This is a genomic window from Phaeobacter sp. CAU 1743, assembly GCF_039839315.1.
Classification (GTDB): Bacteria; Pseudomonadota; Alphaproteobacteria; order Rhodobacterales; family Rhodobacteraceae; genus Phycobacter; species Phycobacter gallaeciensis_A.
In genome coordinates, this window is the sequence record NZ_JBDOQR010000019.1 from 34,270 (window position 1) to 48,717 (window position 14,448).

General features: G+C 59.4%; 13 protein-coding genes. 11 read left to right on the forward strand and 2 right to left on the reverse strand.

Annotated elements, in window-relative coordinates:
• Window positions 1-10: 10 nt before the first annotated feature.
• The 8 genes from AAFO90_RS09595 to AAFO90_RS09630 all read left to right on the forward strand — a co-directional run bounded on the left by AAFO90_RS09595 (window position 11) and on the right by AAFO90_RS09630 (window position 8,727).
• On the forward strand, window positions 11-850 hold the full coding sequence (locus tag AAFO90_RS09595) for a MaoC family dehydratase N-terminal domain-containing protein (RefSeq protein ID WP_027264394.1): 840 nt from the start codon (window positions 11-13) through the stop codon (window positions 848-850).
• 212 nt (window positions 851-1,062) lie between these two features.
• Window positions 1,063-1,842, forward strand: a complete 780-nt coding sequence (locus tag AAFO90_RS09600) for an ABC transporter ATP-binding protein (RefSeq protein WP_028288584.1) — start codon at window positions 1,063-1,065, stop codon at window positions 1,840-1,842.
• A 46-nt stretch (window positions 1,843-1,888) separates the two neighbouring features.
• Window positions 1,889-3,844, forward strand: coding sequence for an AMP-binding protein (locus AAFO90_RS09605; RefSeq protein ID WP_245601550.1), 1,956 nt, complete (start codon window positions 1,889-1,891; stop codon window positions 3,842-3,844).
• Window positions 3,845-3,859: 15 nt separating this feature from the next.
• Window positions 3,860-4,744 (forward strand): branched-chain amino acid ABC transporter permease, encoded by an 885-nt coding sequence (locus AAFO90_RS09610; protein ID WP_027264391.1) that lies wholly within the window; start codon window positions 3,860-3,862, stop codon window positions 4,742-4,744.
• 51 nt (window positions 4,745-4,795) lie between these two features.
• A complete protein-coding gene (locus AAFO90_RS09615) occupies window positions 4,796-5,800 on the forward strand; it encodes a branched-chain amino acid ABC transporter permease (RefSeq protein ID WP_245601549.1) in 1,005 nt (334 codons plus the stop codon).
• Between the two features lie 34 nt (window positions 5,801-5,834).
• A complete protein-coding gene (locus AAFO90_RS09620; RefSeq protein WP_027264389.1) occupies window positions 5,835-7,073 on the forward strand; it encodes an ABC transporter substrate-binding protein in 1,239 nt (412 codons plus the stop codon).
• Window positions 7,074-7,134: 61 nt separating this feature from the next.
• Window positions 7,135-7,926, forward strand: coding sequence for an ABC transporter ATP-binding protein (locus AAFO90_RS09625; RefSeq protein ID WP_027264388.1), 792 nt, complete (start codon window positions 7,135-7,137; stop codon window positions 7,924-7,926).
• A gap of 12 nt (window positions 7,927-7,938) precedes the next feature.
• Window positions 7,939-8,727, forward strand: coding sequence for an SDR family NAD(P)-dependent oxidoreductase (locus AAFO90_RS09630; protein WP_027264387.1), 789 nt, complete (start codon window positions 7,939-7,941; stop codon window positions 8,725-8,727).
• Between the two features lie 25 nt (window positions 8,728-8,752).
• Here the strand turns inward: AAFO90_RS09630 and AAFO90_RS09635 are convergent, their stop codons facing one another.
• Complete coding sequence (locus AAFO90_RS09635) at window positions 8,753-9,856, reverse strand: CoA transferase (RefSeq protein WP_036051655.1); 1,104 nt, start codon at window positions 9,854-9,856, stop codon at window positions 8,753-8,755.
• A gap of 113 nt (window positions 9,857-9,969) precedes the next feature.
• Between AAFO90_RS09635 and AAFO90_RS09640 the strand changes: the two genes are divergently transcribed.
• From AAFO90_RS09640 to AAFO90_RS09650, 3 genes are read left to right on the forward strand one after another with little or no spacing between them, the layout of a single operon-like run.
• The gene (locus tag AAFO90_RS09640) at window positions 9,970-10,758 is read left to right on the forward strand and encodes an enoyl-CoA hydratase/isomerase family protein (protein ID WP_027264385.1); all 789 of its coding nucleotides are present in this window, start codon (window positions 9,970-9,972) and stop codon (window positions 10,756-10,758) included.
• A 16-nt stretch (window positions 10,759-10,774) separates the two neighbouring features.
• The gene (locus AAFO90_RS09645) at window positions 10,775-12,013 is read left to right on the forward strand and encodes a thiolase family protein (protein WP_027264384.1); all 1,239 of its coding nucleotides are present in this window, start codon (window positions 10,775-10,777) and stop codon (window positions 12,011-12,013) included.
• A 16-nt stretch (window positions 12,014-12,029) separates the two neighbouring features.
• Window positions 12,030-13,196 carry an acyl-CoA dehydrogenase family protein gene (locus AAFO90_RS09650; RefSeq protein WP_036051588.1) on the forward strand — a complete coding sequence of 389 codons (1,167 nt, stop codon included), beginning with the start codon at window positions 12,030-12,032 and terminating at the stop codon, window positions 13,194-13,196.
• Between the two features lie 84 nt (window positions 13,197-13,280).
• Here the strand turns inward: AAFO90_RS09650 and AAFO90_RS09655 are convergent, their stop codons facing one another.
• Window positions 13,281-14,444, reverse strand: a complete 1,164-nt coding sequence (locus AAFO90_RS09655; protein ID WP_027264382.1) for an acyl-CoA dehydrogenase family protein — start codon at window positions 14,442-14,444, stop codon at window positions 13,281-13,283.
• Between the last annotated feature and the right edge of the window lie 4 nt (window positions 14,445-14,448).

A 14,448-nucleotide genomic window follows, 5' to 3' on the forward strand; every position in this document is an offset into this window, starting at 1 on the left:
GGCCAGGATTATGGGTGAGATCGACCTTGACGCGCTGGCGCCCTGGCTGGGACGCACCGAGACTAAAGAAGACGTTCTGACGGAGGGGCTGATCGACAAATTCCGCGCCACGCTCGGTCCGCATCTTTGGGACGGATCAGGCGATGTCCCGCTGGGAATTCATTGGTGCATTTCCCTTGATACCGTGCCAGCGACCGCCCTGTCAGAAGACGGCCATGCCGCAAGGGGTGGATTCCTACCCCCTGTCCCGCTGCCCGCCCGGATGTGGGCCGGCGGCGATGTTAAACATATCGCGCCGCTGAAAATCGGCGAAACCATCACCCGGCGCTCTTCGATCAGGGATATTGTGGCCAAGCAGGGCCGTAGTGGACCATTGGTGTTTGTGACCGTCGAACATGAGTATCTGAGTGGCAACCGGCTTTGTATCCGGGAGCAGCAAACGATCGTTTATCGTGAGATTTCCACCCCCCGCACGGGCGAGAGCGCAGCTGACGCGGGTGACCCCACCACGCTTAGATCGACGCTGACACCGGATCCTGTTCTTCTGTTTCGCTATTCGGCGCTGACGTTCAATGCCCATCGCATTCACTATGATTACGTCTACGCCACCGAAACCGAAGCCTATTCCGGGCTTGTTGTGCATGGCCCATTGCAGGCCACGCTGCTTCTGAATCTGGCGGCGGATGCGTTGAAAACATCGCCCCACCGGTTTTCGTTCCGCGGCCTCGCGCCACTCACCCTGCCCTGCGAATTGCAACTGCACAATGAAGAGACCGGCACCTCCGGGACAGTCTGGTGTCAGGATCAAAACGGTCTTCGAAGCTTTTCCGCAGAGTACGCGGCTGTCTGATCGGTTTCCTTTGGTAGCGGATTCAGTTGTTGACCAATTTTTCTAACATCTGTTAGGCTGCGCGGAGAGACTTGGTAAAATAGACCAGGCAAACCTCTGAATTAAGAGGTGGGAGGAGGAACGATGCGAGGAAAACTCGTAACCAACGGAAAACCGTGCGGTCAGGCTATGCGTGCCTCCATGAGGTGTTGGGGAAAAGCACGGGTTGTAACATGACCACGAATAACGGGCACGTATCGTCACCGCTTGCGGTGCGTGGCGCAACTTTGAAATTTGGCGGTGTGACCGCGCTCGACGATGTGAGCATCTCCGTGGCCGACGATGAATTGCTTGCAATTATCGGTCCGAATGGTGCCGGAAAAACATCACTTCTGAACGTGACTGCGGGCTTCTACCGTCCGCAGAAGGGCCGTGTCGAATTGTCCGGGCAGGACGTGACCGGCCTGCGTGTTGACCAGATCGCCCGGCGCGGTCTGGCGCGGACGTTTCAGGGCACCCATCTTTTTGCCGGGCAGACGGTGGTGGAAAACATTATGATCGGCCGCCACATGCTGATGAAATCGAATGTAGTCCAGGCCTTTTTCCAGTTCGGTCCCGTGATGCGCGAGGAATCGGAACATCGTGAAGCCGCAGAGGAGATCATCGATTTTCTCGAGATCGAGGCAATCCGCAACCGGCCCGTGGGCACGTTGGGGTATGGGTTGCGCAAGCGTGTCGATCTGGGCCGTGCATTGGCGCAGGAACCGTCGATCCTGCTGATGGATGAACCGATGGCCGGCATGAACTCGGAGGAAAAAGAAGACCTGGCGCGCTTCATTCTCGATGTGCGCGAGGCGCGCAAGATTCCGGTAGTTCTGGTGGAGCACGACATGGGCGTCGTGATGGACCTTGCCGACCGGATCGTGGTGCTGGATTTCGGGCGGGTCATCGCCGAAGGCACCCCGGAAGAAATCCAGAAGGACCCGGCTGTCATAAAGGCATATCTGGGGTAGCGGCATGGTCAAACAACGGACAGCAATGGTCTTTTCGGACCCAGCAGTGACACATAGCGAAACCCTGCCGCAGGTTTTGCTCGCGCGAGCGACATCCACACCGACCAACCTCGCCGAACGGCACAAGCGCCTGGGCATCTGGCGTGAATTCACCTGGGCCGATGTTCTTGACAGGGTTCGCGCCCTGGCTCTCGGGTTGGAGAACCTGGGCTTGTCGGCTGGCGAATCCGTCATGATGATTGGCGAAAACGAACCCGAACATTTCTGGGCTGAATACGCCGTCCAGTCGTTAGGCGGCAAAGTCCTGTCTGTCTATCCGGATCAAAACGCTGAAGAGATTCTGTATCTGGCCGAAGACTCGCAAACGCGGGTTTTTCTGGCGCAGGATCAGGAGCAGGTCGATAAATGCATCGAGATTGCGGGCAAGTACTCGGGCGCCCTGGCGGTCGTTTACTGGGACGATTCCGGTCTGTGGGGCTATGATCATCCCCTGTTGCATTCGTTTGAAAGTGTGAGCGCGGCAGGGCGTCAGATCCACGCCAAGGAACCCGCCAGATTTGAAGAACACGTAAAACGTGGACGGGCGGACGATACCGCCTTGCTGTCCTATACTTCGGGGACCACGGGAAAACCCAAGGGCGTTGTCATCAGCCATCGCTACCTGTTCGACAATTGCTCGCGGGTGATGGGGGCAATCGAAATCGCGCCGGGCACCGAATACCTGACCTACATTTCGCCTGCCTGGGTCACGGAACAGATTTTCGGCCTGTCGATCGGTTTGATCGCGCCCATGGTCGTCAATTTTCCCGAAGGCCCTGAAGACGTACTGACCAACATTCGCGAACTGGCGGTTGATGCACTGGTGTTCAGTCCGCGCCAGTGGGAAAACCTCGCCTCCATCGTTCAGGCCCGGATGCTGGGCGCGGGCAAGTTCCGCAATGCGATGTACAATTGGGGCATGAAGGTTGGCCGCAACGTTTACGTCGAGCGGCTGGAAGGGCGTAGCCCCAGCCTTGCCGCACGCCTGCAGCTTCCCTTTGCCGAAGCTCTGGTGCTGCATCACCTGCGCGACAATCTTGGCCTTGGTAAGGCCAAAAACGCAATGAGCGGCGGCGCCCTGATGGCACCTGACGTCTTTCGTATGTTCCACGCGATGGGGGTTAAGCTGCGCAACGTGTATGGCGCGACCGAAATCGGCCTTCTGACCGCGCATGTCGGCGAAAGCTATCAGCTGGAAACCAGCGGCAGCTGGATGCAAAGCAACACGAACTACGGCGAACCGCTGGAATACAGGGTCTCGGACGAAGGGGAGCTTCAGGTGCGTGGCGGATCGGGCTTCGGCGGCTATCACGGCAAGCCCGAAAAGACCGCAGAGGTGCTGACCGAAGACGGTTGGTACAAGACCGGTGATGCGGTCTCGATGACCGACGACGGCGAGCTATTGTTCTTTGACCGTGTCAAGGACATGCGCCGCCTGGCAAACGGTCACAGCTATCCGCCGCAGTTCATCGAAACGCGGTTGCGGTATAGCCCCTTCATCAAGGACCTCATGACATTGGGCGACGAACGCCGGAATTTCGTCAGCGCGCTTATCAATATCGATATGGAAGTTCTCGGGCGTTGGGCGGAAGAGAACAAGATCAGCTTTTCGACCTACACCGATCTGTCGCAGAAACCCGAAGTTCTGGACCTTATCAAAGGCGAAGTGGCGCGCATCAATGCGCTCCTGCCCGAAGGCTCGCGCGTGGCACGTTTTGCGAATTTTCCCAAGGAACTCGACCCGGATGAAGGCGAGTTGACCCGCAGCCGAAAGCTTCGCCGGGCCTTTCTGGAGGAACGGTATGCCAAGCTCGTCGAGGCGATCTATGCTGGCGATGACGAGACAGATCTCGAAATCGCTGTGACCTATCAGGACGGTCGTCAAGGCGTTCTCAAGACCACGGTTCGCGTGTCGGATGTTGAAAACGCATCGAAGGCTGCCAAGCGGCAGTCCAAATCTTAAAGGAGGTCGGCGACAATGGTCTATTTCATCAATGACATCATTACCGGGGCTTTGATCGGCCTTCTGTATTCGCTGGTGGCCATGGGCTTTGTTGTGATTTATCGCGCCAGCAAGGTGTTCAACTTCGCGCAGGGCGAGCTTGTGATCATCGGCGGGTTCATCGTCTGGTTCACAACGATGCAAGCGGGGCTTAGCCTTTGGTTGTCGATACCCCTTTCGCTGGTTCTGGCCGGGCTGGTCGGGTACGCAATCGAACGGATTTTCCTGACAAAGCTGATCGGTGAATCGGTTTTCTCGATGGTCATGGTCACCGTCGGTCTTCTGATCCTGCTGCGCGGTCTGGTGCTGCTTGTGTTCGGTCCCGCCGTGCGGCCCTTCCCGATCATTTTCCCGCTGAAACCCTTGTTCCTCGGCGACATGTTGATCCCGATGAACCTCCTGATAGGCGGGATCATCACCATTGTCGCCGCCGTCGGCCTGTCGTGGTTCTTCAACCGGACCCGGTCCGGCCTGCGGATGACCGCCGTGGCGGAAGACCACGTCGTGGCCTCCTCGATGGGCATTTCGGTGAAAGGCTCGATTGCCTTTGCCTGGGTTCTCGGGGCAATCCTGTCCACAATTGGTGCGATGATCTTTCTCAGCGGCAAATCGCTGACCTTCCTGGCCTCGGATATCGGGTTCGCGGCCCTGCCGGTGGCGCTGTTTGCCGGGCTGGAATCCATCGGCGGGCTGATCCTTGCGGGCGTGATTATCGGCATCGTCCAGAGCCTGACAACCAACTATCTTGACCCGCTGATCGGAGGGTCACTGGGCAGCGTTGTCCCCTATATCATCATGCTTGCCATTCTGCTGATCCGACCGACCGGCCTGTTCGGCTGGCGCACAATTGAACGGGTGTAATCCATGGACCCTTCCGGCGTATTCCCGACAAGCTATCGCAGTGACAGACGTTTGATCCGAACGCGCTGGCAGTTTCTGGCCCTCGTCGTATTCATGGCTCTACTGCTGTTGGCGCCTTACCTGGTGAGCAGCCGTATCATCGCTATCCTGAATATGATGATGATCAGCGCCGTCATCGCCGTCGGGCTTCAGATCTGCACCGGCTATGCGGGCCAGATCAACCTGGGTCAGGCGGCTTTCATGGGGGTCGGGGCCTATACGGCCTCGATACTGGCCTCGAAGACCGGCCTTACGTTTCTGCTGACCATTCCTCTGGCCGGGCTCTCGGCTGCGCTGTTCGGCTTTCTCTTTGGCTTGACCGCGGCGCGGATCAAGGGGTTCTATCTGGCACTGACCACGATTGCAGCTCAGTTCCTGTTCCACTTTGCCGTATTGAACCTGCCGTCTACCTGGCTGGGTGGATCGAACGGTATCACCGTGCCCCCGGCCGAGCTTTTCGGGCTGCGATTTGTCAGCGAATCTTCGCAGTTCTATCTGAATTTCGCGGTCACCGCGATCATGGTGGCGGGCGCGTTCGGGATCGTTCGGTCACGCTTCGGCCGTGCCTTCGTGGCGGTCAGGGATGATGACGTGGCCGCGGGTATAATGGGGATCAATGTCGCGGCCACAAAGGCAAATGCCTTCCTGATCGGCGCTTTCTATGCGGGCGTCGGCGGGGCGCTTTGGGCCTATCTGATCCGCTTCGTGGGGGTAGACCAGTTCACCCTGTTTCACTCGATCTTCTTCGTCGCGATGATCATCGTCGGCGGGATGGGTTCAATCGTGGGGGCCCTGATCGGCGTCTTCATTATCCGCATCATCCAGGAAATTATCGCGACGGTCGGCCCCAATATCGCCGACTCGGTATCATTCCTTGGCGGTGACATCGTGTTCGCTGGCATGAATGTCGTTCTTGGCGGCGTGATCGCATTGTTTATGATCCTCGAACCCAAGGGGCTGATGCACCGCTGGAACATCCTGAAGTCGTCATACCGTATCTGGCCGTTTCCTTACTGAGAAATAGAGCGGCTCTAAACCTGGGAGGAAGAATATGACTTACCAATCGAATCGAGGTCTTCGCGGCTTTCTGGCTGCGGCTGCCTTGGCGGCCGCGGCGACCATGCCTTTGAAGGCGCAGGCCGAAGAGACCTATAATCTGGCCCTGCTGTCGGACTTTTCCGGCCCTTATGCTGACATCATGCCCATTCTGGCCGGCGGACGTGAGGCTGTGTTCACCTGGTGGAATGAAACCCGCGGCAAGGAACTTGGCGTCACGCTGAACTACAAAAACTACGAAACCCGCTATGACGCGGCACAGGTGGCAAGTCTCTGGCCCGGGATCAAATCGGAACTGGACCCGATTGCGGTTGTCGGCCTCGGCGGGCCCGACGTCGCGGCCCTTTCCGAACGCCTGCCGGAAGACAAAATCCCGATGTTCATGGCCACAGCGGCCTACGGTTTTGCCTGGCAACCGGATGCCTGGATTTTCAACCCACGCCCGACCTATTCGCACGAAAGTGTCGGCTTTCTGAACTGGATGCGTGAACAGCGCGGCGGAGACGAACCGCTCAAGGTTGCGATCCTCGCCTCAGAAGCATCGCCTGCCTATGTCGACATGGCAAAGGGCATTGAACTCTATGCCGAAGAGCACCCCGAGGAGATCGACCTCGTCGAGGTCATCTATACCGAAGTTCAACCCACCGATCTGACGGGGCAAATGCGCCGCGTTGTACGAGCCGGGGCCGAGGTGCTGGTAATCCAAACGAACACCTCTATCGTGGTTGCCGCGAAACGTGGGCTGCAGGCCAACGGGGCGAACATCCCGATCATGATGAGTTCGCATAACGGGCTTCCAGCCTCGGGTAGCGCGCTTGGCGGGCTTGAGCAAATGGAGGGGGACTTTGAAGCCTACGGCATGGTGATTGCGGCCGATGAGGACACTCCCGCGCGACAATTCTACGAGACATTGGTTGCCGATTACGGACTCGAAGCACCTTGGAACGTCGTGACCGCAATGGGCGTATCTCAGGGTCTCTATACCGTGACCGTGATCGATCACGCGATCGAGGCGAACGGCGCCGAGGGCCTGACCGGAGAGATGGTACGTGAGGCGCTTTTTGCCAAACCGATCACCACCGAAGAAACCCATGGGTTCCTGCCGACCTTGTCCTTTACGCCAGAAGCACCGTTCCCATTGGAAGGCCTCAAAGTGAATGTGGGCACCGTCAAAGATGGGAAAATCACCATCGCGGCAACGGGTGTCGACGTTCCGCAAGTTGAGAAATGGTGAATTAATCCGGGCGCCGCAGTCGCGGCGCCCGTTCTGATCCTTAGCCCCGGGCAATATGACCATGCTGGAACTCAACAACGTAGAGGTGACATATTCCGACGTCATCCTGGCGCTCAAAGGCGTGTCCATGACAGTCCGTGCGGGACAATGTGTTGCTCTGCTCGGTGGCAATGGCGCAGGAAAAAGCACGACGCTTAAAGCCATCTCGGGAACGCTCAAATCCGAGGATGGAACCGTTTCGGCGGGGTCCATCGTTCTGGACGGAACTCCCATTCAGAACATGGAAGCCTCGGAAGTCGTGAAGAACGGTCTCATCCATGTGATGGAAGGGCGGCGCGTTTTGCGGCATCTGACGTCAGAGCAAAACCTGATCGTCGGCGGGCACATGGTGCCCAACTCCGCCGAGCTGAAAAAGCGCCTGGACCATGTTTACACCTTGATGCCCCGGCTTGCGGACCTGCGCAACCGCACCTCTGGCTTCATGTCTGGTGGCGAACAACAACTGCTGCTGATCGGCCGGGCCATGATGGCCAGCCCCAAGATCATCGCGATCGACGAACCGTCGTTGGGATTGGCCCCGATGATGGTCCGGGATGTTTATGAAGTGCTCAAGCAGCTCAAGTCAGAAGGCACGACCTTCTTCCTGGTCGAACAAAACAGCGCCGCGGCGCTATCGATCGCCGACTATGCCTATGTGATGGAGAACGGCCGGATCGTGATGGACGGCCCTGCCGACAAGCTCGCTGACAACGAGGACATCAAGGAATTCTATCTCGGCGTAACCGCATCGGGCGAGCGCAAAAGCTATCGAGATATCAAACACTATCGCCGCCGGAAGAGATGGCTGGGATAGAAAGGAGCGAAGATGAGTAACCTGCTTTCCATCAAAGGTCGTACCGCATTTGTAACCGGAGCGGGGCAAGGCGTTGGTCGGCAAGTCGCGCTTTATCTGGCGGAACACGGAGCCGGTGCCATCGTTGTCAACGATTTTCACGCCGAACGGGCCGAAAGCGTTGCCGCGGAAGTGGAGGCAGCGGGTGCAAAGGCTCTGCCGCTCGCCTTCGACGTCTCGGATTTCGACGCGGTTGGCGCGGCGTTTGCCGAAACGCAGACCACATTTGGCGGCGTGGATATTCTGGTCAACAATGCGGGCAACGCCGGGCCGACATCGCGGCTCGACGATCTGGTCCCTTTTTGGGAATCCGATCCCGATGAATGGCGCCGCTGGATGGCCACCAATTTCGATGGGGTGCTGAACTGCACCCGTCACGCCATGCCGTTGATGGTTAACAGTGGCTATGGGCGCATTGTGACCGTCATTTCCGACGCCGGCCGTGTCGGTGAACCGCATCTGGCGGTTTATTCCGGGGCCAAGGCCGGTGCGGCCGGCTTCATGCGGGCAATTGCAAAGGCCGGCGGCCGGTTCGGGATCACCGCGAATTGCGTCGCCTTGGGGGGCACAAGAACTCCGGCTGTCGCCGACCTGATCCCGGATGCAGAGACCGAGAAGCGGGCATTGTCGCAATACGTGATCCGCCGTCTGGGCGAGCCGGAAGACCCCGCCGGAATGATCCTGTTCCTCTGCTCGGATGCTGCCAGCTGGATCACCGGACAGACCTATCCAGTGAATGGTGGGTATTCGTTTGCCTGCTAGAGTAGACATCGACCAACCGCCGCCTCTAGGTGGCGTCGTCCGAAAAAACGCTGTCATTATCTGCCCCGAGTTCAGGGGGCAGATTCGGTGTTGCGGTTTCGAAGCCATCAAATTTCAACGGCTGGACAATAAAAGTCTCGGCCTTGCCGCCGTCATGCGTAATCTTGCGCAGCAGCTGGCGCGCACGCACATGGGGGTCGTCCAACGTTTCGACCAGGGAATTGACCGGACCCCATGGCACCCCCGCCTTATCCAGAAGGTCGCCCCATTCGGCGCGCGTCTTGCCAACCAGAATCGCCGCGATTTCTTCGCGCAGCGCGGCCTTGCGGGCGACACGGTCGCGGCCTGTCAACGGCGCAAGATCCGCCCTGTCGATCACATCGCAGAACGGTTTCCAGAACCAGTCCTCATGCGCGATGGACAAGGTCAAGAGCTTGCCGTCTTTGCAGGTGAACACGCCATAGCCCGGCTCGGCGATAAATTCGCCCAGCGGTGTTCCATTGGCGGCGGGAACGAGGAATGCGGTCAACATCGAAACCACCGCATCCGACATGGACACGTCCACGTAACGCCCCTGCCCTGTGCGCTGGCTCGACACCACCGCCGACAGGATTGCGATCGCCGCGAACAACGCCGCGCCAACATCCGCAAGGGGGATCGGCGGCACAGGGCCGGGCTGCTTTGCATCGGCCTGATCGGCCAGCAAACCGCCAACCCCTTCATAGCTCAGGTCATGGCCAGCCCTGTCACGATAGGGGCCGTCCTGCCCGTAACCCGAAATCGATACATAAACCAGCCGCGAGTTGACACTACGCATGTCCTCGAAACCGGCACCCAAGGCCGCAAGCTTGCCAGGGCGGAACCCTTCGACGATGACATCCGATTCCTTGGCCAGTTCGCGAAACCGTGCCAGCCCCTCGGCCGATTTCAGATCCAACGCAACGCTGCGCTTGCCTCGGTTCAGTGCCCGGAACAAGGGCGGAAATTGCCGGGCCGGATCACCGATGCCCGGGCGTTCAATCATGATCACCTCGGCTCCCATGTCGGACAACAGCATTGTGGCATAGGGACCGGGAAACTGTTCGGCAAGGCTGAGGATTTTCAGGCCGGCCAGGGGTGCAGTGCTCATATCAATCTCCAGTTCTTTTGTTTTCCACGTGCGGGTCCGCCCGAGTGCAGCGTAAATCGCCGCAAAAGACAAGGCGAAAAACCAATAATATGTATAATTATCAGGAGCTTAGCATGAGTGAGGCAAAGCAGACGCTATTCGTTGAGCGGGTCGCAAAAACTGAATGGATTACCTTCCAGCGCACCGAACAGCTCAACGCAATGTCAACGCAGATGCTGCGCGAGATGGCGGCAGCACTGGAATCGGCGCTGGCCGACGATGGGGTGCGTACAATTGTCCTGACCGGCTCTGGCCGGGCATTCTGCGCCGGTGCCGATCTGAAAGAAGTTGCTGGCGCCAAACATGCACCAGGCGAGCCGGATCTTCTGGATCTTGTCGATCACACGTTTGGGCTTATGCGACATGGCCCGAAACCGGTGATCGCCGCAGTGAACGGGCTGGCGATGGCGGGCGGTTTGGAAATGGTGATGGCCTGCGATCTGGTCTTTGCCGCCGAAAGCGCGCAACTGGGCGACGCACATTCCAACTTTGGCGTCTTTCCCGGGGCCGGCGGTGCGGCGATCCTGCCGCGTAGGATTGGCCTGAACCGCGCGAAATACCTGCTGTTCTCGGGCGAGAACGTTTCGGCACGGGACATGATGGACTGGGGACTGGTGAACAAGGTCGTCGCGGACGAAGACCTGCGACAAGCGGTGCAGGCCTTTACCGACAGGCTGGCAGAAAAAAGCCCGGCGGTCTTACGCCGCATGAAGACGGTTTCCAATCGGTCGCTGGACGTGGACGAAACCGCCGCGCTTTCCGAAGAGATGCTGAACCTGCGCGCGCACATGCGATCCTGGGACATGCACGAGGGTCTGTCGGCGTTCAATGAAAAACGAAAACCGCAGTTTCGCGGATACTAGGTCAGGAGGACAAACGATGCAGGACATTTACATCGTTGGCATCGGGATGACGCCGTTCGGAAAGTTCCGGGACAAAACCATCAAGGACATGACCGGCGAGGCCGTCGCCGCCGCGCTTTCCGATGCCCGAGTGACGGCAGATCGTATCGACGGCGCATTCTTCTCGAACGCGGTGCAGGGCCACATGGAGGGCCAGCACATGATCCGCGGCGAAATCGCGCTGCGTGAAATGGGCATTCAGGGCATTCCGGTGGTGAATGTCGAAAACGCCTGCGCCAGCGCCTCGACCGGGTTCAAACTGGCAGTCGATTTCCTCAAGGCCGGCAATGGCGACTGCTGTCTCGCCGTGGGCGCCGAAAAGATGTATTCTGACGACCGTGCGTTGATGTTTTCGGCCTTCGACAGCGGCTGGGACGTCAGCAACAGCGAAGAGGTCGCGCAACGGCTGGCCGATCTGGGTGCAGGGGTCGAGGAACCCGAAGGATCGAAATCGCCCAAGCCCTACAGCGTGTTCATGGATGTCTACGCAGGCTTCGCCCGGCTGCACATGAAGACCTTTGGCACAACTCAGGAACAGTTCGCCGCCGTCGCCGCCAAGAACCATGCGCATTCCGTGCATAATCCACTGGCGCAATACCGAGAAGCCATGAGCGTCGATCGGGTATTGGCCGCGCCGCCGATCACCTATCCGCTGACCCTGCCGATGTGCGCCCCGATCTCGGACGGGGCCGCTGCGGCCGTTTTATGCACCGGCGAGGGGATAAAACGTCTGGGCCTAGATCCCGCGCGCGCGATCAAGGTCAAGGCCGCGATCCTGCGCTCGGGCACCGATCGTCCGCCGGAAGATTACAAGAACCACCTGACCCGGCTTGCCGCGCTTGAGGCCTATGAACAGGCCGGGATCGGCCCCGAGGATATATCGGTGGCCGAAGTGCATGACGCCACGGCCGTGGGCGAAGTGATCCAGATCGAGAACCTCGGATTTGTCGAATTCGGCGAGGGCGGTCCCGCCAGTCTGCGCGGCGAGACAAAGATCGGTGGACGCATTCCGGTGAACCCCTCGGGCGGGTTGGAATCCAAGGGCCACCCGGTCGGTGCCACAGGGATAGGGCAGGTTTTCGAACTGGTCACGCAACTACGCGGCGAAGCTGGCGCGCGTCAGGTCGAAGGGGCAAAGAACGCCATCGCCGAAAACGGCGGGGGGTTGCACGGGGTAGAAGAAGCGGCCGCCTGCGTCACCATTCTGGGCCGTTGAAACAAGGAGACGAACCATGGAAAACGTGATCGCCGCCGCTCAGGCAATCTATACAGATGAGCAACGCATGTTGCTGGAAAACTTCCGCAAGATGGCCGAGGCAGAGTTCGCGCCGCTGGCCGAGAAATACGAGAACCTCGGCCACCCCCCCGATGCGAAAACCCTGAAGTCCCTGTTCGCCAAGGTCGAGGAATTCGGGCTGATCAGCGGCCTGATCCCCGAAGAGGACGGCGGTGCCGGAATCGACCGCATGACCTATGGCATCCTATACGAGGAACTGGCCCGGATATGGGCCGATCTGGCAATCGCGGTGCTGATTCAGGGTCATGCCGTGTTCGCGGTCAACCTCTTGGGAAATGTGGCGCAGAAAGAGGCCTATCTGAAGCCGCTCCTGCGCAGCGAACGGATCTGTGCCACCTGTATTTCCGAACCAGAGGTCGGTTCGAACGTACGCGAGGTCAAGACACGTGCGGACCGCGAGGGCGATAAGATTTTCGTCACTGGCCAGAAGCTCTGGATTTCCAATGGGGCCCAGTCGGATTTCGCCATCGTTGTCTGCAATCTGGACGACGGTATTTCCATGGTCATCGTCGACCGCGATACCGGCAACTACGAGAGCCGCGAATTGCGCAAGCTGGGGCTTGTCGGTGCATCGACCTGCGAATTGTTTTTCGACCGTGCCGAAACCAGCGCTGACCATGTTCTGGGTAATGCAGGCGGCGGCCTGTTCCAGACATTGAAACTGTTTGAGAGCGCTCGCGTGTTTGTCGGCCTGACGAGCATTGGCATAGCGCAGGCGGCGTTGGAATGTGCCGTCAAATATGCGCAGGATCGCCAACAACATGGTAAGCCGATCGGCGGGCACCAGTTGATTCAAGGCTACCTGGCCGACATGGCCACGCACCTGGATGCCGCGCGCCTGTTGTGCCAGCGCGGGCTGCAACTTCTGGACCTGGGCGTGCGCTGTGACACCCAGACCTCGATGGCGAAATGGTATGCAACCGAAATGGCCGTCGAAATCGCCGGCAAAGCGGTGCAGATCCACGGCGGCAACGGCATCACCAAAGAGTTCCCCGTTGAACGGCACTTCCGCAATGCAAAGGTCATGCCGATTCCCGATGGCACCACCGAAATCCAAAAACTGGTCATCGGGCGCAACCTGACCGGGCTTAACGCGTTCTGAAAAGGGCCTTGGCCGCCCCACCGTCGGCGCTCGTCAGCGTCGAGGGTGGGCACGACCCGGAGTGATCGCGATACGGGCGAAGAGTCAGTAGGACTTGGGCATCCCCAATGCCTTCTCGGCCACGTAGGAGAGGATCAACTCCTCGCTGACCGGCGCGATGAAGTTCAGTACGCTTTCGCGAAAGTAACGCTCGACGTGGTATTCCTGCGCGAAGCCAAAGCCGCCGTGGGTGCGCACCGCGCGGAATGCCGCTTCGTAGGCCGCCGAGCCGGCGAGGTTGCGCGCGGTATTGGCCTCCAGCCCGCAGGGCTTGCCCTGATCGTAAAGCGTGGCGGCTTTGTAGGTCATCAGTTCCGCCGCCTGAAGGCGCATCCACACCGAGGCCAGCGGATGCTGGATCGCCTGGTTCTGGCCGATTGGACGGTCGAAGACGACGCGTTCGCGCGCATAGGCGGCCGCCTTTTCCAGTACGTACATCCCAAACCCGACCGCAGCCGCGGCGACAATGATCCGCTCGGCATTCAGCCCGTGGAGCAGGACCTTGAAACCCTCACCTTCCGCGCCGATGCGGTCCTCTTCGGGCACCTCCAGCCCATCAATGAAGATAGCGTTGGAGTCGACCGCCTTGCGGCCCATCTTGGCAATTTCATGCACGTCGATCTTGCTGCGGTCGAAATCGGTGTAGAACACTGACATGCCGTCGGTCGGTCGCTCGCAGTCCTCGATGGGCGTGGTCCGGGTCACCAGCAGGATGTGATCTGCGCGCTGTGCGGTCGAGGTCCAGACCTTGCGCCCGTTGACCACATACCCACCGTCTTCGCGTCGGCGCGCAAAGGTCGAGATATGCGTGGTATCAAGGCCGGCGTCCGGTTCGGTTACGCCGAAGCAGGAGCGGTGCTCTCCGCGGATCAGAGGCGGCAGCATTCGAGCCTTCTGTTCGTCGGTGCCGAAGCCGACCACCGGTTGCAGCCCAAAGATATTGATATGCACCGCGGAACTGGCCGCCGCGCCGTAACGCCCGATCTCCTGCATGACCAGCGATGCCTCTGTGATACCCAGGCCCGATCCGCCATACTGCTCTTCCATCGTGACGCCATAGAAACCGCCCTTTGCGATCTCGGCCGCAAAATCTTCGGGGAAGGTCCCGGTTCGTTCGCGTTCCAGCCAGTAGGCATCGTCGAAACGCGAGCAGATCCTGGCCACCGCGTCGCGGATGGCCCGTTGCTCTTCGGTGAGATCGAAATCCATGCGA